Origin of the sequence: Mesorhizobium sp. SP-1A, from assembly GCF_032460275.1 — a bacterium.
Classification (GTDB): Bacteria; Pseudomonadota; Alphaproteobacteria; order Rhizobiales; family Rhizobiaceae; genus Mesorhizobium.
Genome location: NZ_JAVXZD010000005.1, coordinates 99,697 through 121,279 on the forward strand (window position 1 = coordinate 99,697; position 21,583 = coordinate 121,279).

19 protein-coding genes are annotated in these 21,583 nt (G+C 63.5%); 14 read left to right on the plus strand and 5 right to left on the minus strand.

The features are described from left to right. The first annotated feature begins 20 nt into the window (after positions 1-20). Entirely contained in the window at positions 21-902 is an 882-nt protein-coding gene (locus QU595_RS21970) for a ParB/RepB/Spo0J family partition protein (protein ID WP_315925921.1), read from the plus strand. 138 nt (positions 903-1,040) lie between these two features. Here the strand turns inward: QU595_RS21970 and holA are convergent, their stop codons facing one another. Next, a complete protein-coding gene (gene holA, locus QU595_RS21975) occupies positions 1,041-2,078 on the minus strand; it encodes a DNA polymerase III subunit delta (protein ID WP_315925922.1) in 1,038 nt (345 codons plus the stop codon). Between the two features lie 244 nt (positions 2,079-2,322). On the opposite strand from holA, the gene QU595_RS21980 reads away from it, so the two are divergent. The 4 genes from QU595_RS21980 to lpdA are packed head-to-tail and all read left to right on the plus strand — an operon-like array spanning position 2,323 to position 7,319. Then, positions 2,323-3,555 (plus strand): 3-methyl-2-oxobutanoate dehydrogenase (2-methylpropanoyl-transferring) subunit alpha, encoded by a 1,233-nt coding sequence (locus tag QU595_RS21980; protein WP_315925924.1) that lies wholly within the window; start codon positions 2,323-2,325, stop codon positions 3,553-3,555. A gap of 2 nt (positions 3,556-3,557) precedes the next feature. Continuing rightward, on the plus strand, positions 3,558-4,571 hold the full coding sequence (locus QU595_RS21985; RefSeq protein ID WP_315925926.1) for an alpha-ketoacid dehydrogenase subunit beta: 1,014 nt from the start codon (positions 3,558-3,560) through the stop codon (positions 4,569-4,571). Between the two features lie 15 nt (positions 4,572-4,586). Continuing rightward, positions 4,587-5,915, plus strand: a complete 1,329-nt coding sequence (locus QU595_RS21990; protein ID WP_315925929.1) for a dihydrolipoamide acetyltransferase family protein — start codon at positions 4,587-4,589, stop codon at positions 5,913-5,915. A gap of 9 nt (positions 5,916-5,924) precedes the next feature. Continuing rightward, positions 5,925-7,319, plus strand: coding sequence for a dihydrolipoyl dehydrogenase (gene lpdA, locus QU595_RS21995; RefSeq protein ID WP_315925931.1), 1,395 nt, complete (start codon positions 5,925-5,927; stop codon positions 7,317-7,319). An 83-nt stretch (positions 7,320-7,402) separates the two neighbouring features. Here the strand turns inward: lpdA and QU595_RS22000 are convergent, their stop codons facing one another. Next, the gene (locus QU595_RS22000) at positions 7,403-8,506 is read right to left on the minus strand and encodes a saccharopine dehydrogenase family protein (RefSeq protein WP_315925933.1); all 1,104 of its coding nucleotides are present in this window, start codon (positions 8,504-8,506) and stop codon (positions 7,403-7,405) included. Positions 8,507-8,633: 127 nt separating this feature from the next. Between QU595_RS22000 and QU595_RS22005 the strand changes: the two genes are divergently transcribed. Then, positions 8,634-9,062: an Lrp/AsnC family transcriptional regulator gene (locus tag QU595_RS22005; RefSeq protein WP_315926475.1), complete on the plus strand. Its 429-nt coding sequence runs from the start codon at positions 8,634-8,636 to the stop codon at positions 9,060-9,062. 219 nt (positions 9,063-9,281) lie between these two features. Then, positions 9,282-9,659 carry a hypothetical protein gene (locus tag QU595_RS22010; RefSeq protein WP_315925935.1) on the plus strand — a complete coding sequence of 126 codons (378 nt, stop codon included), beginning with the start codon at positions 9,282-9,284 and terminating at the stop codon, positions 9,657-9,659. A gap of 173 nt (positions 9,660-9,832) precedes the next feature. Here QU595_RS22010 and QU595_RS22015 read toward each other — a convergent pair whose 3' ends face one another. Continuing rightward, positions 9,833-10,870 carry a helix-turn-helix transcriptional regulator gene (locus QU595_RS22015; protein WP_315925937.1) on the minus strand — a complete coding sequence of 346 codons (1,038 nt, stop codon included), beginning with the start codon at positions 10,868-10,870 and terminating at the stop codon, positions 9,833-9,835. 234 nt (positions 10,871-11,104) lie between these two features. Here QU595_RS22015 and QU595_RS22020 point away from each other — a divergent pair, with 234 nt between their 5' ends. The 6 genes from QU595_RS22020 (at position 11,105) to QU595_RS22045 (ending at position 18,003) form a co-directional block, all read left to right on the plus strand. Then, positions 11,105-12,586, plus strand: coding sequence for an aldehyde dehydrogenase family protein (locus tag QU595_RS22020; protein WP_315925939.1), 1,482 nt, complete (start codon positions 11,105-11,107; stop codon positions 12,584-12,586). Between the two features lie 66 nt (positions 12,587-12,652). Beyond that, complete coding sequence (locus tag QU595_RS22025; RefSeq protein WP_315925941.1) at positions 12,653-14,035, plus strand: aminotransferase; 1,383 nt, start codon at positions 12,653-12,655, stop codon at positions 14,033-14,035. Between the two features lie 36 nt (positions 14,036-14,071). Beyond that, positions 14,072-15,196 (plus strand): ABC transporter ATP-binding protein, encoded by a 1,125-nt coding sequence (locus QU595_RS22030; RefSeq protein WP_315925943.1) that lies wholly within the window; start codon positions 14,072-14,074, stop codon positions 15,194-15,196. Next, the gene (locus QU595_RS22035) at positions 15,193-16,110 is read left to right on the plus strand and encodes an ABC transporter permease (protein ID WP_315925945.1); all 918 of its coding nucleotides are present in this window, start codon (positions 15,193-15,195) and stop codon (positions 16,108-16,110) included. The genes QU595_RS22030 and QU595_RS22035 overlap by 4 nt, the downstream gene beginning before the upstream one ends. Further along, on the plus strand, positions 16,103-16,918 hold the full coding sequence (locus tag QU595_RS22040) for an ABC transporter permease (protein ID WP_315925947.1): 816 nt from the start codon (positions 16,103-16,105) through the stop codon (positions 16,916-16,918). The genes QU595_RS22035 and QU595_RS22040 overlap by 8 nt, the downstream gene beginning before the upstream one ends. 44 nt (positions 16,919-16,962) lie before the next feature. Then, positions 16,963-18,003, plus strand: coding sequence for an extracellular solute-binding protein (locus tag QU595_RS22045; RefSeq protein ID WP_315925949.1), 1,041 nt, complete (start codon positions 16,963-16,965; stop codon positions 18,001-18,003). A 146-nt stretch (positions 18,004-18,149) separates the two neighbouring features. Here the strand turns inward: QU595_RS22045 and QU595_RS22050 are convergent, their stop codons facing one another. Both QU595_RS22050 and QU595_RS22055 read right to left on the minus strand, forming a co-directional pair. Further along, a complete protein-coding gene (locus QU595_RS22050) occupies positions 18,150-19,541 on the minus strand; it encodes an aspartate ammonia-lyase (RefSeq protein ID WP_315925951.1) in 1,392 nt (463 codons plus the stop codon). Positions 19,542-19,748: 207 nt separating this feature from the next. Further along, positions 19,749-20,654 (minus strand): LysR family transcriptional regulator, encoded by a 906-nt coding sequence (locus QU595_RS22055; RefSeq protein WP_315925953.1) that lies wholly within the window; start codon positions 20,652-20,654, stop codon positions 19,749-19,751. Positions 20,655-20,841: 187 nt separating this feature from the next. On the opposite strand from QU595_RS22055, the gene QU595_RS22060 reads away from it, so the two are divergent. Continuing rightward, on the plus strand, positions 20,842-21,564 hold the full coding sequence (locus QU595_RS22060) for an isochorismatase family protein (RefSeq protein WP_315925955.1): 723 nt from the start codon (positions 20,842-20,844) through the stop codon (positions 21,562-21,564). Positions 21,565-21,583: the final 19 nt, after the last annotated feature.

Genomic DNA, 21,583 nt, shown 5'->3' on the forward strand with positions numbered 1-21,583 from the left:
CGAAACGACCTGGATTTACCATGAACGACGATCCTTCAAGAAGACGGCTAGGCAGAGGTCTCGCAGCGCTGATCGGCGAGATGGATCGACCTGCGCCGCAAGCGGAAAAGGCGCATGTCGCGGCAGACGGCAAGGTGCCCATCGAATTCGTCTCGCCCAATCCGCGCAATCCTCGGCGGCACTTCGGCGACGCTGACCTGACCGATCTGGCCCAGTCGATCCGCGAGCACGGGGTGGTACAGCCGGTCGTGGTCAGGCCTTCTCCAGCGCAGGAAGGCCGGTTCGAGATCATCGCCGGCGAGCGGCGTTGGCGCGCGGCGCAGCGCGCAGGTCTGGTCGAAATCCCTGTCATCGTACGTGAAGTCAACGACCGCACGGCTCTGGAACTGGCGATCATCGAGAACGTGCAGCGCGCCGACCTCAATCCGGTCGAGGAGGCGATGGGCTACCAGCAGCTTATCGACGAACATGGCTACAGCCAGGCCGATCTCGGCCAGGTCATCGGCAAAAGCCGCAGCCATGTGGCCAATACGCTGCGCCTGCTGAAACTGCCTGAAGTCATTCGCGACATGCTGGTAGAAGGCGTGCTGTCGGCGGGCCATGCCCGCACGCTGGTCACCGCCGAAGATCCGGCCGGCCTGGCAAAGCGGATCGTGGAGGAAGGATTTTCCGTGCGCCAGGCGGAAGCCCTGGCGCAGATGCCGGCGGCGCAACAGCGGGAGCACAAACCCAACACGGCGGCGCAGAAGGACCCCGACATGCTGGCGCTGGAAAAGCTGCTTTGCGATGCCACCGGAATGAAGGTGACCATCTCGCATAAGGACCGGGGCGGTGAGGTGCGGGTGGCCTATCGCACGCTGGAGCAGCTTGACGATTTGTGCCGCCGTCTCAAGCGTGAGTGATTTTGCCGGAAGTCAGGCTCAGGTAACTGCTGCAGCTATTTTGTATGATATGTTAGCCGCGATGGCAGCCGGCTGCAGAATTCCGCAGTCTTCTAAATAGCCGGCTAAGAGAATGCCGGGCGAGCCGAATCCCGGCGCCTATCTTCCCAGACGCGCGCTTTCGACCGCGATGCCGAGCAACGCCTGCCGTGCCAATGGGACGGCAAGGTCCGGCCGCCTTCTTGTCTGCAACACGGCCGCCTGCAATCTGACGAGGGCACGGCCAAGCGCGTCGCCGGACCAGCGCTCCAAGGCCTTTTCGATCAACCTGCGGCGCGCGAAGAAGACCGGCGGCTTGTGTGCGGCCACGACCGATGCTGCGTTCTTTCCCGCTGTTTCCATGGCGCCACGCATCTGTTGCAGCGTCTGAAACTGGCGCATGGCGGCAGACAATGCGAGGAAAGGGTGGCCGCCGGCCTGGCACTGGCGGGTGAAGGCGGCATCAAAATCGTCGGTGCGCCCCTCGATCATGGCATCGATCGCGTCGTCGAAGGACTGGCCGGACACGTCACCGGCAAGCGCCCTGACATCATCCAGCGCGATTTCCCCCTGGCCGTGCGCGTAAAGGACGAGCTTTTCGATCTCGCCGCGTGAGGCGAGCCGGTCGCCGCCGAGATTGCGACGTAGTGCCTGCCGGGCCTCCAGCGTCATTGTCATGCCGGCCTTGCCGAGTTCGTCGTCGATCACGGCGTCGATGTCGCGCGCCTCGTCCGCATAACAGGGCAGGGCCATGCCGGAGGGGGCGGCCTCGACCATGGTCCGCAGCGCAGCGCCCTTCCTGAGTTCCCCGGCTTCGATCAGCACTATGGCGTCGCGCGGCGGATCGGCCAGCAGCGCCTTGACGTCGTCCGCGAGGCTCTTCTGGATCCCCGCATTGCGGACCCATAGCAGCCGGCGGTCCGAGAACATCGGCACGGTGCGGGCTTCGTCGATGAGGCGCCCTTCATCCCGTTCGGTTTCGCCTGCATCGATCTTCACCACTGAAAAGGGATCGTCGAGCGGCAGGCCGGTACGTTGCGCGAAGGCTCGGCCGCGCTCGGCGACGAGCCCGCGGTCCGGGCCGTAGATCAGCACCACCGCCACGCGGGAATCGGGGCGGGCCAGCCAGGAATCGACTTCGGAGGCTTTCTTCTGCATCGCATACCTGCCTAGCATGGACCGGCGCGGAGGCGGTAGTCTTGCAGCTATCTTCAACGCGCAAGGCCCGCACCATATCGTTTGTTGCCGTCCGTTCGGCCGAAAAGACGGGATATTACGCGCATTTGCTGCCAGATTCGGTCTGTCCGGCAGGGTTCGCGGGAGGGAGATTTGCCGCTGTCTTGGCGGCGATTCTGTGCGAACATCGCGAACGTTCCCCGGGCGACATTGGAGGGCGAAGCTTATGGCCGATTCCGGAATGTTGCGGTTCCATGTGCCGGAGCCGGAGGTGCGCCCGGGCGGCGCGCCGGATTTCTCCAACGTTCCCATTCCCAAGGCGGGCTCGGTGCCGCGCCCCGAGATCGACGTCGATCCCCGCGAGATCCGCGATCTGGCCTTCTCGATCATCCGCGTTCTCAATCGCGCCGGCGAGGCGGTCGGGCCCTGGGCAGGCCTGCTGACCGACGAGCAATTGCTGGAAGGCCTGCGCAACATGATGACGCTGCGCACTTTCGACGCGCGCATGCAGATGGCGCAGCGGCAAGGCAAGACTTCTTTCTACATGCAGCACCTCGGCGAGGAGGCGGTGAGCTGCGCCTTCCGCAAGGCGCTGGAGCCCGGAGACATGAATTTCCCGACCTATCGGCAGGCAGGCCTGCTCATCGCGGGCGGCTATCCGATGGTCACCATGATGAACCAGATCTATTCCAACGAAGCCGACCCCCTGAAGGGCCGCCAGTTGCCGATCATGTATTCGTCCAAGGAGCATGGATTCTTCTCCATTTCCGGCAATCTGGCCACGCAATATGTGCAGGCGGTTGGCTGGGCCATGGCTTCGGCCATCAGCGGCGACACACGCATCGCGGCCGGCTGGATCGGCGACGGTTCCACGGCCGAATCGGACTTCCATTCGGCGCTGGTGTTCGCCTCCACTTACAAGGCGCCCGTCGTGCTCAATGTCGTCAACAACCAGTGGGCGATCTCGACCTTCCAGGGCATCGCGCGCGGCGGTTCCGGCACGTTCGCGGCGCGCGGCCTCGGTTTCGGCATTCCTTCGCTGCGTGTCGACGGCAACGACTATCTTGCGGTTTACGCCGTGGCGAAATGGGCGACGGAGCGCGCGCGCCGCAATCTCGGGCCGACGCTGGTGGAATATGTCACCTACCGCGCCGGAGCCCATTCGTCGTCGGACGATCCTTCCGCCTATCGGCCGAAGGCCGAATCGGACGCCTGGCCGCTCGGCGACCCGATTGTCCGGCTGAAGAACCACCTCATCCGGCGCGGCGCATGGTCCGACGAACGCCATGCCCAGACGGAAGCGGAAATCCTCGACACAGTGATTGCCGCGCAGAGGGAAGCCGAGGCCCACGGCACCTTGCACAGCGGCAACAAGCCTTCGATGCGCGACATGTTCGAGGGCGTCTACGAGGAAATGCCGCCGCATCTGCGGCGGCAGCGCCAGCAGGCGGGAGTCTGATCATGTCCAGGAAGACCATGATCGAGGCGATCCGCGACGCCATGGATGTCGCCATGGGAAGGGACGAACGTGTCGTCGTCTATGGCGAGGACGTCGGGTTCTTCGGCGGAGTATTCCGCGTCACCGCCGGCCTCCAGGCCAAATACGGCAAGAACCGCTGCTTCGACGCGCCGATCAATGAAAGCGGCATCGTCGGTACGGCCATCGGCATGGCCGCATATGGTCTGAAACCGTGCGTCGAGGTTCAGTTTGCCGACTATGTTTACCCGGCTTATGACCAGATCGTGTCGGAAGCCGCGCGCCTGCGCTATCGGTCCAACGGGGACTTCACCTGTCCGATCGTGGTGCGCATGCCCACGGGCGGCGGCATTTTCGGCGGTCAGACGCACAGCCAGAGCCCCGAAGCGCTGTTCACACATGTTTCCGGGTTGAAGGTCGTCGTGCCGTCGAACCCGCACGACGCCAAGGGCCTGCTGATCGCGTCGATCGAGGATCCTGACCCGGTGATCTTCCTCGAGCCCAAACGGCTCTATAACGGACCGTTCGACGGTCATCACGAGCGCCCGGTGACCCCCTGGTCGAAACACGAGCTCGGCGAGGTGCCGGACGGCCATTTTGCTACGCCGCTCGGCAAGGCGGCCATTCGGCGTCAAGGCTCCGCCGTCACCGTCCTGGCCTATGGCACCATGGTCTATGTCGCGGAGGCGGCGGCGGAGGAAACCGGCATCGATGCCGAGATCATCGATCTGCGTACGCTGCTCCCGCTCGACGTGGATGCGATCACCGCTTCGGTGAAGAAGACCGGACGCTGTGTCGTCGTGCATGAGGCGACGCTGACATCGGGCTTCGGCGCGGAATTGTCGGCGCTGGTGCAGGAGAACTGCTTCTATCATCTGGAAGCGCCGGTGAAGCGCGTGACCGGATGGGACACGCCTTATCCGCATGCGCAGGAATGGGACTATTTCCCCGGCCCGGTCCGTGTCGGGCGGGCGCTGGTCGAGACGATGGAAGCCTGAGCCGGGAGGCCTGAGATGGGTGAATACGTCATCAAGCTTCCGGATGTCGGCGAGGGCGTCGCCGAGGCCGAACTGGTCGAATGGCACGTCAAAGTCGGCGATCCGGTGCGCGAAGATATGGTGCTGGCCGCCGTCATGACCGACAAGGCCACGGTCGAAATCCCTTCGCCGGTGGACGGCAAGGTGCTGTGGCTGGGCGCGGAAGTGGGCGATACCGTCGCCATCGGCTCGCCGGTCGTGCGGCTGGAAGTGGCCGGCGAAGGCAATGCCAAGCCGGCAGATGCCGCGCCTCCCAAGGTCGAGGCGAAAGCCATGGAGCCGGAAGCTGCGAAACCTGCTCCGCAAATGTCCACGGCGGCGAAGGCCGCACCCGTCGAAGTCGCGGAGTTGCCGAAAAAGCTCGCCCCGGCAGGTGGCGACATAAGGAACGTCGCGTCGTCACTCCGAACGGGCGCGCCGCGATCGGAAGGCGAGAAGCCGCTTGCCTCTCCGGCGGTGCGTTTGCGGGCAAAGGAGGCGGGCGTCGACCTGAGGCAGGTGCCGGGCAGCGGGCCGGCAGGCCGTATCGGTCACGAGGATCTGGACGCCTTCATCAGGCATGGCGCGCCGGCTGCCCGGCCTGCCGGCGGGCTCGTCGCCGATGATTCCGTCGAGGAGATCAAGGTCGTCGGCCTGCGCCGGAAAATCGCCGAGAAGATGCGGCTGGCAAAATCGCGCATCCCGCATATCACCTATGTCGAGGAAGTGGACGTCACCGCGCTCGAGGACCTGCGGGCCGCGCTCAACAAGGAAAAGCGCGGGGACAGGGTGAAGCTGACGCTTCTGCCTTTCCTGGTTCGGGCCATGGTCAAGGCCATTGCCGAGCAGCCGCAGCTCAATGCATTGTTCGACGACGAGGCCGGCGTCATCCACCAGCATGGCGGGGTGAATGTCGGTATCGCCGCACAGACACCGAACGGATTGGTGGTGCCGGTGCTGAAACATGCCGAAGCGCGCGACCTGTGGGATTGCGCGGCGGAGATCGGCCGCCTGGCAGAGGCTGCCAAGGCAGGCACCGCGACGCGGGACGAATTGTCGGGTTCGACCATCACAATAACTTCGCTGGGCGCGCTCGGCGGCGTGGTGACGACGCCGGTCATCAATCATCCGGAAGTGGCCATTGTCGGGGTCAACAAGATGATGATCCGGCCGGTATGGGACGGCACGCAGTTCGTGCCGCGCAAGATGATGAACCTTTCCTCCTCCTTCGATCATCGCGTCATCGACGGCTGGGACGCCGCCGTCTTCATCCAGCGCATCAAGGCCTTGCTGGAGACGCCGGCCATAATCTTCGTGGATATGTGAGACGCGACGATGAAGGAAATTTCCTGCAAGCTGCTCGTCATCGGCGCCGGTCCCGGCGGCTATGTCTGCGCCATCCGCGCCGGCCAACTCGGCATCGATACCGTGATCGTCGAAGCCACCAAACCGGGGGGAACCTGCCTCAATGTCGGCTGCATCCCTTCCAAGGCCCTCATCCACGCCGCGGAGGAATATGAGAAGGCCTTGCACCGGGCTTCGGGCAAGGACGCGCTGGGCATTTCGGCGGCCAAGCCGGAACTTGATTTCGCCACGACGATTGCCTGGAAAGACAATATCGTCAGCCGGCTCAACAGCGGCGTGGCCGGCCTGTTGAAAAAGGCCAAGGTCAAATATGTCCATGGCTGGGCAAAATTCCGCGACGGTAAGACGGTGGTCGTGGAAACGGAAACCGGCGAACAGGTCATCAGGGCGGAGGCGGTGGTGATCGCGACGGGCTCGACGCCGCAGGAACTGCCTTTCCTGCCGTTCGGCGGGCTGGTGATCTCGTCCACCGAGGCGTTGGCGCTGAGGGAGGTTCCGCAGCGGTTGGCCGTGGTCGGGGGCGGCTATATCGGACTGGAGCTAGGCACCGCCTTCGCCAAGCTCGGTTCGAAGGTCACGGTGGTGGAGGCCTTGCCGCGCGTTCTGGCGCAATATGACGCCGAGTTGACCCGGCCCGTGCTCAAGCGGCTGGCCGCGCTTGGCATCGAGGTGCTGACCGACGCCAAGGCCAAGGGGGTGTCGAGCAAGGGCGACGCGCTTCTGGTGGAAAGCGCAGGCAAGGACCGCAAGATCGGCGCAGACAAGATACTCGTCACGGTCGGGCGCAAGCCGCTTGTCGAAGGCTGGGGTCTCGACCAGATCGACCTGGACATGGCCGGCAGGTTCATCCGCATCGACGAGCAATGCCGCACCTCGATGCGCGGCATCTACGCCATCGGCGACGTCACCGGCGAGCCGATGCTGGCGCATCGCGCTATGGCGCAGGGCGAGATGGTGGCCGAGATCGTCGCCGGCCACAGGCGGAGCTGGGACAAGCGTTCCATTCCCGCCGTCTGCTTCACCGATCCGGAACTGGTCACCGTCGGACTTTCGCCGGAGGAGGCGAAAGAACTTGGCGGCGAGATCAAGGTTGGTCTGTTTCCGTTCAGCGCCAACGGGCGTTCCATGACCTTGCAGGGCGAGGACGGGTTTGTCCGCGTCGTGGCCCGCGCCGACAACCATCTGGTACTGGGCGTCCAGGCAGTCGGGCAAGGCGTTTCCGAACTGTCGGCCGCCTTTTCCCTGGCGATCGAGATGGGGGCGCGGCTGGAGGACATCGCCGGCACCATCCACGCGCATCCGACGCAGAGCGAAGCCTTCGCCGAGGCCGCGCTGAAGACGCTCGGCCACGCCCTGCATGTTTGAGACGCCCTGGCCGTCATCCCGGTTCTTGCCGTGTTCCCCGGTCGCTCGGCAGCGACCGGGACGACGGCCGTGACGTTATCGGCTCAACTCGCCAGACGGCTCACCACCTCATGCTGCGCATAGGCGCGGCCAAACCGGTTTGCCAGGAAAACCCCGAGCGGAATTTCCTCCTGGCGAACGAAGCCCCTGGCCGGCAGGCTGCCATCGGCCAGCATGTCCAGAACGGCGCAGATTCCCGAAGCCGTGGTGATCTGGATGGCGCTGCGCAGGACATCGCCGACGCGCTGGCTGTAGATCTTGTTGGCGTAGGTCTCCTGCATCAGCCGGCCATTCTTGCGCCCAGAAACAGTGACGAACACGATCACCACGTCCTGCATGGTGGCGGGCAGGGCGCTTTCGAAGATGTCCTTCAGCACGTCGCGCCGGTGGCGCAGACCGAGATCGTTGAGCAGCGCCTTCATGATCGCGGCATGGCCGGGATAGCGGATGGTGCGGTAGTTCAGCGTGCGCACCCTGCCCTTCAGCGTCTCCGCCAGCGTGCCGAGGCCGCCGGAGGTGTTGAAGGCCTCATAGGTCACGCCGTCGAGCGAGAATTCCTCGCGCTCCTCCAGCGGCGGCACCTCGACCAGTTCTCCCTCCACGATCGCCTCGCATGGCTCGCAATATTCGTTGATGACGCCGTCCGTGCTCCAGGTGAGATTGTAGTTCAGCGCATTGGAGGGATATTGCGGCAGCGCGCCGACGCGCATGCGCACGCTTTCCAGCGTGTCGAAGCGGCTGGCGAGATCGGCAGCGACGATGGAGATATAGCCCGGGGCCAGCCCGCATTGCGGGATGAACGCGGCTTTTCCGTCGCGCGCCAGCTCCTTCACGCGGCGCGTGGAGGCGACATCCTCGGTCAGGTCGAGATAATGCACGCCGGCAACGGCGGCGGCTTCCGCGATGCGGGTGGTGAGGTGGAAGGGCGCGGCGCTCAGCACGGCGAATTTGTTGGCGAGCACCGCTTCGAGCACGCCCGGCTCGGCAATGTCCAGTTCGCATGTTGCAATCGAGCCGGGGAGTTCGAGTCCGGCAAGCTGCGCGGCGGAACGATCGACGACGGTGACGCGATAGTCCCCCGTTTCGGCGAGCATGGTCGCGATGGTCGATCCGATCTTGCCCGCGCCGACGACGATGATGTCCTTCATGGCAGTTCCCCCTTTTTTTGCCTGCGATCCAATGCGGGAAGCATTGCACTTTGGCGGACGAATGGAAGCATGCGATTGGCCAGATCGACGTATGGAATTCAGCAAAACGCCGATGTATATCGTCGAAATGCTTAGCAAAGCCGATCAGGACCTGATTGTCCTCCTGCGTGAAAACGCCCGTGCGCCTACATCGGAACTTGCGCGCCGGCTCGGCGTCTCACGCACAACGGTGCAAAGCCGCATCGAGCGGCTGGAACGCCAGGGCATTATTGCCGGCTACGGCGTTCGCCTGTCGTCGGACTATGAGCAGGGGCTGGTACGCGCGCATGTGCTGTTGACGGTTACGCCGAAGCTGGCCGACCGTGTCGTGCGCGACCTGAGATCATTGGCGCAGGTGCGCACCCTGCATTCGGTAAGCGGCAGCTTCGACATGATCGTCATCGTGGAATCGCCGTCGATCAGCGATCTCGACAGTCTGCTAGACCAGATTGGTGTGATGGACGGAGTGGAGCGCACCCTGTCTTCGATCGTGCTGTCGACGCGCATCGACAGGTGATGCGGGCCGGATCGATCCGGCCGCAAAGTATCGTCTTGGGGCGCCCTGACCGCACCGGAAAACGTGGGAGCCCGGCCTTTAACCCTTTGGTGTGAATTGCCCGGTCCCCCAGCCCGGTTCTAAATCCGTTCTGGACAACTCCGACATCGAGGTGAAGTGGCATCGGTCCCGCTGGAGCGCGTGTCAATGTCTCGATGCCGGGGGTTTTGAGGTGCAAAGTTGGAAAGCCGCGTAACTTCATTCTTTCACGACGAAAAATGCCTTTGGCATTCAGGCAGGCCGCACGCGCTGATCTTTCCGATCGGAGGCTGGGTTCAGCCGCCGAACGGCAGCGCCTATGCCGAGTCGCCCGACAGCAAGCGCAGGCTGAAGAGCCTCATGGACGTGTCGGGCCTGGCCGCGGCGCTGAAGGTGAATTATTCCGAAGCCCATGTGCCGTTCTGCGGCCACGCCCTGATCGAGGCGCTTGCCGGCCATCGCATGGCGGTTGCCGACCCGGCCTTGCCACTGATCGTGCAGCAGCAGCCCGGACCGGAATTCGTGCGGTTACAGAAGTCGATTCTGGCCGACCTGGCCAAGGCTGCCGGACTTCGCTGACTTCGCCGGCAGGCCCGTAACATCTGTCGCGGCACGTCGCGCGTTTGTGGAGGAAACCCGCCTCGCGCTTTCCCTGAATGGCTGGCAAGCGAGATGACTTCCATCTCGCTCCCAAGCTTTTGCTCTTCAAGCATGATCCTGTTCGAAAAGTCCGCAGCTTTTCAAAGCGGGATCTAGTGGGTCGCCTCCGTCGTCATCCCGCGTCCTTGCAGATGCTCCAGGAACATCAGGAAAATCTCGCGCTCGGTCGTGATGTCGAGGCGGTGATAGATGCGTTTCTTGTGGGCCTTCACCGTTTCCAGCGCACAGCCCACCCGCTCGGCTATCGCCTTGGTGGGATAGCCGTCGAGCATCGCACAGATGATCTCGTGCTCCCTCCTGCTCACCTGTCCCTTGAGGAAGGTGCTCTTGTAGGCGTCCAGCGTGCTTCCGATTGGCGTCGGATTCTGGTCCAGAACGCATAGCCGGCCGCCCGGGGAGATCGCGAAGGACTCGTCCAACCGCGACATGGACACCGTGCCGCAGTCGATTTCCAGACTGGCGCTTTCCTGATCCATCACCGTCTTGGTGGTGCTTTCGAGCAGGCTGTCCGACTGGCACGCCTGGCGCCATTCCCGGTTGGCGAATACAGTGTCTCCCGCGCGGTCGAGGATCGCGACGGCGTTGGGCTGCACGCCGCGCGCCTTGCGTATGACGGCATTGCGGAAGATCAGCTGGTTGTTGGCGCGATGAAGCCGGGTGATGCCCGAATAAAAACGGCGCACGGCCTCCGCCGTGTCCGCGTTGAAGCTTCTGGTTCGCTCCATGAACAAGGCAACCGTGCGCCGCCCCGGAGACGGCAAAAGCACGCCGATCTCGTCGACCAATCCCATGGGATGGTAGAAGTCGCTGAAATAATTGCCATAATTTTCGTAGCGAGAACGCACCTCGTGCATCGCCACGACGCCCAGGCGGCCGGTGCTCTGCCAATATCTGGAAAGAGGGCAATCCAAGCTGAATTGCTGCTCGTAGGACCTGCATGCATTTTCGGGCGTATCGCATGGATCGATGCAGACAGCCCGTCCGTTGCGATCGATCTGGTATACCTGGGCGAAGTCGCTGGGAAAGAATTTGCGAACGATGTCAAGGACGCCACGGTGAAATCTCGGCGTGCCGAGCGACTCGGCTATCTGTCCGAACATGGCGACGGCGCCCGCTTCATCCATAGCCATTTCGTCACCCTTGCATGGTCGCCCGCGCCGGGCGCCTTCCATTGCTGGCCATTACCCCAATCGTGGGATTCAAGCCGGTCGAAACGTTAGTTTAAATGCCGGGGAGGGTCTAGGCGACCCAACCTGAAGCGGGTTCGGATTTCCCGAGCGTCTGGTTCGCCAAAGCCTCTGCGGCCGCTGCGCGCGACGCGGCGGCGCCGGGCATTTGTCCGTGCGTGGCAATGGGAGCGAGATTTGAGCACAAAGATGTTTATCGGCAACCAATGGGTCGGTGCAGCCAGCGGGCGCGTGATCCCGTGCATCAATCCCGCCGATGAAGGCGAATTCGACAATATGCCCGCCGCCGGTCGCGAGGACGTCGACGCCGCCGTCAGGGCCGCCCGGGCCGCGTTCGACGGCGGCTGGAAAAAATCCGATCCGGCGGTGCGCGCCGGTCTCCTGCGGGCTTTCGCGGGCAATATCCGGGCAGATCGCGAAGGGCTCGCGGCGCTGGAAACGCAGGACAACGGCAAGCCGCTGGCCGAAGCGCTCTTCGACGTCGATACGGCGGCGCAGATCTTCGAGATGTATGCCGACCTTGCCGAGCAATTCGAGGGCTGGCGCGGCACGGACATCAAGCTGCCGGTCGATTATCTGACGAGCACGGTCACCTATCAGCCGCTCGGGGTCGTGGCCCTGATCACGCCCTGGAATTTCCCCATCGAGCAGTTCACCTGGAAGGTTGCCGCGGCAATCGCCGCTGGCTGCGCCTGCATCGTCAAGCCGTCCGAGATTACCTCCCTGACCGCGCTCGCGCTGGCCGAACTTGCCGAAAAGTCGGGTTTTCCGCCCGGCGTCCTCAATGTCGTCACCGGCTATGGGCGCGAGGCGGGCGAAGCCCTTGTCGAGCATCCCGGCGTCGACAAGGTCAGCTTCACCGGCAGCACGGCGACGGGCCGGCGCATCATGTCGCTGGCATCGGCTACGCTCAAGCGCGTCGGCCTCGAATTGGGCGGCAAGTCGCCCGTCATCGTATTCGACGACGTGAATATCGACAGGGCCGTCGAGTGGGTGATGTTCGGCGCGTTCGTCAACCAAGGACAGGTCTGCACCTCCACCTCGCGCCTGCTGCTGCATGAAAGCATCGCGCCGGCCTTCCTCGAAAAGCTGAAGAAAGGCGCGGAGGCGATCGTCGTGGGCGACGGCAGTGCCGAGGGGGTCCAGATGGGACCGCTTTCCAGCGCCGAACACTATGCCAAGGTAACCGGGTTCATCGCAGCCGGCTTCGAAGAAGGCGCGAAGCTGCTGACCGGCGGGCGCAGGCCTGCGGGGCTCGATCGCGGCTATTTCATAGAGCCGACGGTCTTCACCGATGTCGAGCCGGACATGTCGATCTGGCGCGACGAGATATTCGGCCCGGTACTCAGCGTCAAAACCTTCAGCGACGAGCAGGAGGCTATCGCCCTGGCCAATGACAGCCAGTACGGCCTGGCGGCCACGGTGTTGTCGCAAGACACCGCGCGCGCCGAACGCGTCGTCGATCAGCTCGACGCGGGCATCACCTGGCAGAACTGCAACCAGATGGTGGTCATGCAGGCGCCGTGGGGCGGCATGAAGAAAAGCGGCTTCGGCCGCGAACTGGGCCGGTGGGGCATGGAAGCCTTCCTCGAGGTCAAGCAGAAGACCAGATGGCTGCCGGATGCCGGGCTGGGCTGGTACCGGCAGCCGGCGCCCTGAGCCCGCTTCGTAGGGCTGCTCAGGCAGCCAACGCATTCAAACGGATCACAGACCGCGGAGACCCCCTTGAACATCAACTATCATCAGTCCGGTCACGAGGCCTGGGAACTGGACCGCAGGCATCTCATCCATCCCTTCAGCAGCCTTGCGGTGAACAAGGAGGAGGGCTGCACGGTCATGGCGGGCGCCGAGGGCGTGCATGTTATCGATGCCGAGGGCAACCGCTTCTATGACGGCATCGGGGGCCTGTGGTGCGTCAATGTCGGCTACGGCCGCACCGAGATCATCGACGCCATCGCCGAGCAACTGCGCGAGCTGCCGTTTTATTCGGCCTTCAACAATCTCACCAACAAGCCCGCGTCGGCGCTGGCCGCCAAGATCGCCGAGCTGGCGCCGGGTCCGCTCAACCATGTCTTCTTCGGCACGGGCGGATCGATGGCCAACGATTCCGCGGTCCGCATGATTCATCATCACTTCAACCGGATCGGCAAGCCGCATCGCAAGAAGATACTTTCGCGGCAGAACGCCTATCACGGCAGCACGCATCTCACGATCGCCCTGACGGGTCCGGTCTACCAGCATGGCTGGGACGGCGCGACCGATCTGGTCCACTACCTGTCAGCGCCGCACAGCTATCGCCGCCCGGACGACGTGAGCGAGGAGGGTTTTCTCGATTTCCTTGCCCAGGAGATGGAAGACGCGATCCTCAAGCTAGGCCCCGACAACATCGCCGCGTTCATCGCCGAGCCGATCCTGGGCGCCGGCGGCGTCATCGTGCCGCCGGAAGGCTATCACAAGCGGACCTGGGAACTGTGCCGCAAATATGGCCTCTTCTACATCTCGGACGAGGTCGTCACGGCCTTCGGCCGGCTGGGCCACATGTTCGCCTCCTATGACAAGTTCGGCATCCAGCCCGACATCGTCTGTGCCGCCAAGGGCATCTCGTCAGGCTATCAGCCATTGTCGGCGACCATCGTCTCTGACGAGATATTCGAGGTCATCTCGGGTCCGGACGGCGCCTTCTATCACGGCTTCACCTACAGCTGCCATCCGGCGGCCTGCGCGGCAGGGCTGAAGAACATCGAGATTCTGGAGCGCGAGAAGATCTGCGAGCGCGTCCGCGAGACCGGACCCGTCTTCGAGAGAACCTTGAAGATGCTTGAAGAACTGGATCTCGTCGGAGAGGTGCGCGGCAGCCACTTCATGATGTGCATCGAGAACGTCGCCGACAAGGCGACCAAGAAACTGCTCCCCTCCGAGGCGAATGTCGGAAAGCGCATCGCCCAGAATTGCCAGAGGCGGGGCCTGATCGTGAGACCGCTCGGCCATCTCAACATCATGTCGCCGCCGCTGATCCTCGACGAAGCGCAGATCGGGGAGATCGGTGACATCCTGCACAGGGCCATCGTCGCCACGATGGACGAGCTTACAAAGGAAGGCCTGCTTTAGCAGGCCGGCCGGCGGCATATCGGGAGGAGCGGTCATATGACTTTGGTTAGCGCGGCTGGTTTTGCCGAAGCGGAGCGCGCGGCGGCGGCCATCGACATCGCCGGCGTCACGAAGGCATACGGGCAAGGGGAGAACAGGTTCGTCGCGCTGAAGAACGTGTCGATGACCATCCGCGACAACGAGTTCTTCACGCTGCTCGGCCCTTCGGGATGCGGAAAGACGACGCTGCTGCGCATCCTGGCCGGCTTCGAGGCGGTCACCGAGGGCAAGGTGGCTCTGTTCGGCCAGAATATTGCGGGCCTTCCAGCCAACAAGCGCTCGGTCAACACCGTGTTCCAGCATTATGCGCTGTTTCCGCATATGACGGTCGCCGAAAACGTCGCCTACGGGCTGCACCGCCTCAAGCGCCCGGCCGACGAGATCAAGCGCACCGTGGCGTGCACCCTGGAACTGGTGAAGATGGATAGGTTCGTCGACCGCCGTCCCGGCCAGCTTTCGGGCGGCCAGCAGCAGCGTGTCGCGCTGGCGCGCGCACTCGCGCCCCATCCGAAGGTGCTCTTGCTGGACGAGCCGCTGTCGGCCCTCGACCTGAAGCTGCGGCAGGCCATGCGGACCGAACTGAAGCATCTGCAGAAGGCGACCGGCATCACCTTCGTGTTCGTCACGCACGACCAGGAAGAGGCGCTGTCCATGAGCGACCGCATCGCGGTCATGTCGGAAGGCCAGGTGCAGCAGGTCGGCACCCCGACCCAGATCTACGAATATCCAGTCAACCGCTTCGTGGCATCTTTCATCGGCGACGCGAATTTCATCGATGTCGAGATCGAGGAGGTGGAGCGGGGCGTCGCAACCTGCCGCACGGCACGCGGCCTCATGTTGGAAGCGGACAATCTCGCCGGCCACAAGCCCGGCGGCAGGTCGACATTGTTCCTGCGCCCGGAAAAGGTGCGGCTGTCCAGCGTCGGCGGTTTCGGTACGCCCGGCAAGGTCCAGACGGTCGACTATCTCGGGCAATCGACCTTCTATCATGTCGATATCGGCGAAGATTCGCCTGTCATGGTCGAGGCGCGCAACCAGGACAATGGCGATTTCGCCTACAAGGTCGGCGATGCCGTCTCGGTCGGCTTCGGTTCCGGGGCGCTTCGGATTCTCGCACAATGATGGACCTGCCGGAAAATCCAGCCGTCCGGCGCGCGCTCGGGCTCGGTCCCGCACTCATCGTCGTCACGCTGTTCATGCTGGTGCCCGTCATCGTCATGGCGCTCTATTCGCTGCTGGAGGCCAATCCCTTCGGCGGCGTCTACTGGCGGTTTTCTTCGGACGCCTACTTCCAGTTCCTGTTCGACCGGGATCTGATGGACAATGTCATCTTCAATCCGAGCTATCTCGTCATCGTCGTGCGCTCGCTATTGCTGGCGGCGATCACGACGGGCCTGTGCCTGATCGCGGGCTTTCCCATCGCCTATTTCATCGTGCGGTGCCCGCCAGCCCAGCGGAACCTGTGGATCTACCTCATCACCATTCCGTTCTGGACCAACCAGCTGGTGCGCACCTTCGCCTGGATTATCATCCTCGGCCGCAACGGTACGATCGAACTGCCGTTCCGCTGGCTCGGCGTGTTGGGGCCGGACCAGACGTTCGGCCTCATGTATTCCGACTTCGCCATCGCCGTCGGTCTGACCTATGCCTTCGTGCCGATCATGGTTCTGCCGATCTATGCCAGCCTGGAGAAGCTCGACTTCCGCCTCGTGGAGGCATCGGCCGACCTTTATTCCAGCACCTACGAGACTTTCCGGCGCGTCGTCATTCCGCTCACCAAACCGGGCATCGTCGCCGGATCGATCCTGGTCTTCATTCCCAGCATCGGCGCCTTCATCCAGCCGGACCTTCTGGGCGGCGGCAAGAAGCTCATGCTGGGCAGCCTGGTGCAGTTCCAGTTCGCGACGGCGCGCAATTGGCCGTTCGGCGCGGCGGTGGCGATGATCCTGCTGACCTTCGTGATGCTATGCCTCGTCTGGTATGCGCAGGCCGCCCGGTGCTCGGGATCGCAGCAAGGAGTCGGCGTCCATGGCTGAAAACCCGCAAGGCAAGAAGTCGCGCCGGGTGGGCGACGTACCCTGGCTGACGCCCTGGGCTTACGGCTTCATGGCGTTCCTGTATCTGCCCATCGCCATACTGGTGCTCTATTCCTTCAACGCGAGTTCGCTGGTCATGGTGTGGTCGGGATTCAGCCTCGAATGGTACGCCAAGGTCTTCGCGAACGCCAATATCAGACACGCGGCGATGAATTCGTTGACGGTGGCGGCGGTTGCGACCGCGGTCGCCACGGCGATCGCGACTCTGGCGGCGCTCGTGCTGGTCCGCGGCGGCAAGTTCAGGGGGCGCGGCGTGAGCATCGCGCTGATCTCGCTGCCCCTGATGGTGCCGGAGATCGTCACCGCCGTCGCGGTGCTGATCGTATTCGCCGGAGCGGGGTTGTCGCTGGGCCTGGCCAACGTCGTGATCGCCCATATCACCTTCTGCATTCCCTTCGCCTTCATGCCCATAAGGGCGCGGCTGGAGGGCATGGATACTACGCTCGAGCAGGCGTCCGCGGACCTGTACGGCTCGGACTGGGACACGTTCCGCCATGTGACGCTGCCGATCCTCATGCCCGGCGTCCTTGCCGGCGCGATGCTGAGCTTCGTCATATCGCTCGACGACTTCATCATCACCATGATGGTAGCCGGCGCCGGCGCGACCACCTTGCCCGTGTACATCTATAGCATGATCCGCCAGGGCGTGACGCCTGAAGTCAACGCCGTGTCATCGCTTCTGCTGGCGGTCTCTCTGCTTCTCGTCACGCTCTACTGGCTGGTGACGCGCAACAAGGGCGACACCTAGCGCGCTTCGGATTGTTCCGCTTTGTCCAATGGGAGGGACCGATTATGAAACTATCGACAGCATCTTCCTTGATCGCCGCGTTGGCGCTGAGCGTGGCGGCGGCGAGAGCCGAGGAAAAGCTCTTCATCTACAATTGGACGGATTACACCTCGCCCGAGGCGGTGAAGAAGTTCGAGGCCGAAACCGGCATCAAGGTGACCGTCGACACCTATGATTCGAACGAGACCCTGCTGGCCAAATTGAAGGCGGGCGCTTCGGGATACGATATCATCATCCCCTCGCACAATTTCGTACCCATCCTCATCCGCGAAAAGCTGGTGCAGGAATACGATCCGGCCTCGCTGCCCAATTTCGCCAATGTCGAGGATCGCTGGAAAACTTCCGAATGGGACCCGGAGCACAAGTACACCGTGCCGTTCCACTGGGGTACCACCTCGATCGCCTATCGTGAGGATCTCTACGGCAAGAAGTTGGAATCGCTCGGCGAATTCTTCAAGCCGGATTCGGCTCTCAGCGGCCGCATCAGCGTGTTCAAGACGCCGGAGGAGGTGGTCAACCTCGCCCATCTCTATCTGGGGCAGGACCAGTGCAACTCCGATCCGTCCCAGATGCAAAAGGTGCAGGACCTGCTTCTGGGCCAGAAACCGGCCGTCAATACATACAGCTCCGAAGGGCTGAACGACCGCCTGATCAACGGCGATTCGGTGATCACCACCCAATGGAACGGCTACGCCCTCAAGGGCCGCGTCGAGGCCGCCAAGGCCAACAAAGTGATCAGCTACGCCTATCCGAAGGAGGGCGTGATCGGGTGGATGGATACGATGATGATCCCGGCAACCGCTTCGAATGTCGAAAACGCCAAAAAGTTCATCGACTTCATGATGAACCCCGAGAACATGGCCATCCAGTCCAACTTCACCGGCTATTCCAACGTCATCAAGGGCTCGGAGGCCTTCATGACCGAGGAACTGCGGACCGCGCCCGAGATCAAGGCGCCGGAGGGGGCGAAGATCGTGTTTTCACACGCCTGCGATGCTCAAGCGCAGAAACTGATGGACAAGGTGTGGACCAACGTCCTGAAATGACGGTCGGACAATCGGCAGGGCTCGATCAGCGACAAATCGCCGATCACCTGACGATGACGAGTTGTCTTTGTGGTTGGTGGCGAGGCGGCGTTCGGGTTCGCCGCCGAATCCATTCCGATAAGATTTCGCACCGGTCCAGCGGCGTCTCAGCCGGGAAACGCCAGCTTCAGCGGGTCGAGCATTTCGGCCGCCTGGCTGTCGGTGATCAAGCCGCGCTCCACGGCAAGATCGGCGAGCTTGCGGTCGAGACGCAGAGCGTCCTTGGCCAGTTCGGCGCTGCGGTGATAGCCGATGAGCGGGACCAGCGCGGTAACGTTGCCGACGCTCGCCTCCAGATGTGCGCGGCAGCGCGCCGGGCTGGCTTCGATATCGCGCACGCACTGCTCGTCGAGCGCGCGCATCGCATTGGTCAGCATCCGGATGGAGGAATGCAGGTTGAAGGCGATCAGCGGCTCCATGGCGTTGAGCTGGAGCTGCCCTGACTCCGAGGCCATGGTGACGGCAATGTCGTTGCCGATGACCTGGAAGCAGACCTGATTGACCACCTCCGGAATCACCGGATTGACCTTGGCGGGCATGATCGACGAACCCGGCTGCACGGCCGGGAGCCTGATCTCGCCAAGACCGCCGCGCGGGCCGCTGGACAGCAGGCGCAGGTCGTTGGCGATCTTGGAGAGCTTGGTGGCGAGCCGCTTCAGCATGGCTGAAAACAGCACGAATGCCCCCATGTCCCAGCTCGCCTCGATGAGGTTGGCGGCCCGCGCCAGCCTATGACCGCAGATGGAAGAAAGTTCCGCCAGCGCGATCTCGGAATAGCCGGCGGGCGCGTTCAGCCCTGTGCCGATCGCCGTGCCGCCGAGATTGACTTCGGCCAGCAGGGGCAGCATTTCGCGAAGCCGCGAAACGTCCTCGCGCAGCACCGTGGCGAAGGCGGAGAACTCCTGTCCAAGCGTCATCGGCACGGCGTCCTGAAGCTGGGTGCGGCCCAGCTTGGCGATCCCGGAGAAGGTTTCCGCCCGGTCTTCGAAAGAGGCGGCCAGTGCTTGCAACGCCTGCTCGAGGTCGGCATGGGCCAGGATAAGCGATAGGCGCACCGCGGTCGGATAGACGTCGTTGGTGGATTGGGAGCGGTTGACGTCGTCGTTGGGGTGAATCGGCTCGTTGCCGCCCCTTTGGCCGCCAAGACGCTCGTTGGCAATGTTCGCGATCACCTCGTTGGCGTTCATATTGACGGACGTGCCGGCGCCGCCTTGGATCGCGTCGAGCGGGAAAGCGTTGCGATGACCTCCCGAGATGATCTCGGCACAGGCTGCCTCGATGGCCTCGCTTTTCTCGCGCGGCAAGAGGCCCAGTCGCGCATTGGCGCGCGCGGCCGCCTGCTTGGTCATGGCCAGCGCGGCGATCAGATGCGGGAAGCGGTCGAGCGTGATCCCGGATATGCGGAAATTGCCGCGGGCCCGCTCGGTCTGGGCGCCCCATAAGGCTTCTGCCGGCACGTAAACGTCTCCGAGACTGTCGTGCTCTCGCCGAACCTGCATGTCCAATTTCCGCTCCCGATAGGTGAAGGTCGATGGGTGCATCTAGACAGCGGCCCGGAACGATTGCCATTCGCAAAACGCTAAGCCGAAGAACGGTATAGCCGAAAGCGTCGCCCGTTTTGCCAAGGTGGATGGTGGCGGCCGCGTGCCAGGTCGCGCCGGAAACCATCCACGAGACCGGGCGGCGATTGCTGCGCCGCTGCAATTCTACAGGCGCGGCGCCAGGTTCTTGGCAATGTCGACGAAGTGGCGCACGGATCTGGCGCGGTTCACGCGCTTCCACACCAGCACCGTCTGGATGCGGAAGGCGGGGTGCATGATCGGGCGCACCTCGACGTTGCGGCCGAGAAAGCCGATCAGGCTTTCCGGATAGATCGTCACGCCGAGGCCCGCGGCCACCAGCCCCAGCAGCGCCAGCGTGTTGGACGCTTCAAGCCTGATGTTCAGCGGCACGCCCTCGGCGGAAAACATCTCGTTGAGGCGCCAGCGATAGGCTTCCCACTCGATCATGTCGCCGAGGATCAGGTCGCAGCCGGCCAGATCCGCCGGCCTGATCTCGTGCCTGTGCAGGAGCGCGTGGTTCTTCGGCGTCACGACGTAAAGCGGGTCGGACGTCAAAAGCAGGCTGTGGAAATCGCTGTGGTCGAACGGCCCGATCATGTAGCCGATGTCGACCTCGTCATGGGCGAGCGCCAGCTTCTGGCCCTGCGTTCGGATGTAGCGCAGATTGACGTCGACATGCGGGTAGGCGGTGCGGAAGCGCAGCACCGCATTGGGCATGAGCTCGGTGGCGGCAAAGGCCATGTAGGCCACGCGCAGCATGCCGGTCTTGCCCTCGGCGACCAGCCGGGCGGCTCTTACCGATCGGCTGTAATTGTGCATCAGCCGGGCGTTTTCCTCGTAGAAACTGCGGCCGGCGGGCGTCAGCGACACTTCCCGGGTGCTGCGCTCGAACAATGAAAAGCCGAGCAGATGCTCGAGCTTCTGGATGCGCCGGGTCAGCGCCGACTGGTCGATGTTCAGTCGCTCGGCGCTGCGGCGGAAATTCAGTTCCTCGGCAACGACGAGGAAGGATTGCGTGAGCTCCAGTCCGGCTTCGGCTTCGATGGGCATGCGGTTTTCCAGCGGTCCGGCAACTCTATCGATTGATGCATAGGGCGCAATAGTAATTGGCAAAAGACCAATTCCGCGCCGCTTTCCGCAACGGCATTCTCGCGGCCAGATAACCGGAACCGAGGCTGGTGACGGTCATCGCAACGGGATCAAAGCGGCCAGGCCCGCGCAGCTGAGAGGACACGCAATGAGCGAAATCGACAACAAGGAACTCGACCGCATGCTGAAGCAGGCGTTCGACGCTTCGACCAAGATCTACCAGGAGCGCGGCTTCCAGCGCCGCGTCGGCTTCGGCAGCCGCCCGGCGCTGGTCAGCGTCGACCTCGCCAATGCATGGACCCGCCCGGGCAATCCCTTCACCTGCGACCAGGAGGCGATGGACAACGAGATCATCCCGGGCATGCAGCGCCTGCTCAAGGCCTGCCGCGACAACGGCCATCCGGTCGTCCATGTCACCACCGCCTATGAGATCACCGACCGCAACGCCACCTTCACCGACATGGGCCTGTGGCACTGCAAGATCCCGGTCGACGTCGTCAATCTCAAGGACAGGGACCTCTGGGCGATCGACTCGCGCATTGCTCCGGTCGAAGGCGAATACACGCTGCTCAAGAAGCGGGCGAGCTCCTTCCACGGCACCGGCCTGGCCGGCCTGCTGCGCGCCGCCGGCGTCGATACCATCCTGGTGACGGGCGTGACCGCCACGGCCTGTGTGCGCACCACCATCTGCGACGGCCTTGCCGACGGCTTCCGCACCATCGCCGTGCGCGAGTGCATCGGCGACCGCGTGCCCGGCGCCGTCGCCTGGAACCTCTACGACATCGACGCGAAGTTCGCCGACGTCCACAGCGTCGACGAGTGCGTGAAATATCTCAACACCGTCAACGCCACGCGCGCGGCGGCCGAGTGAGACAAGCAAAGCGCGCGCC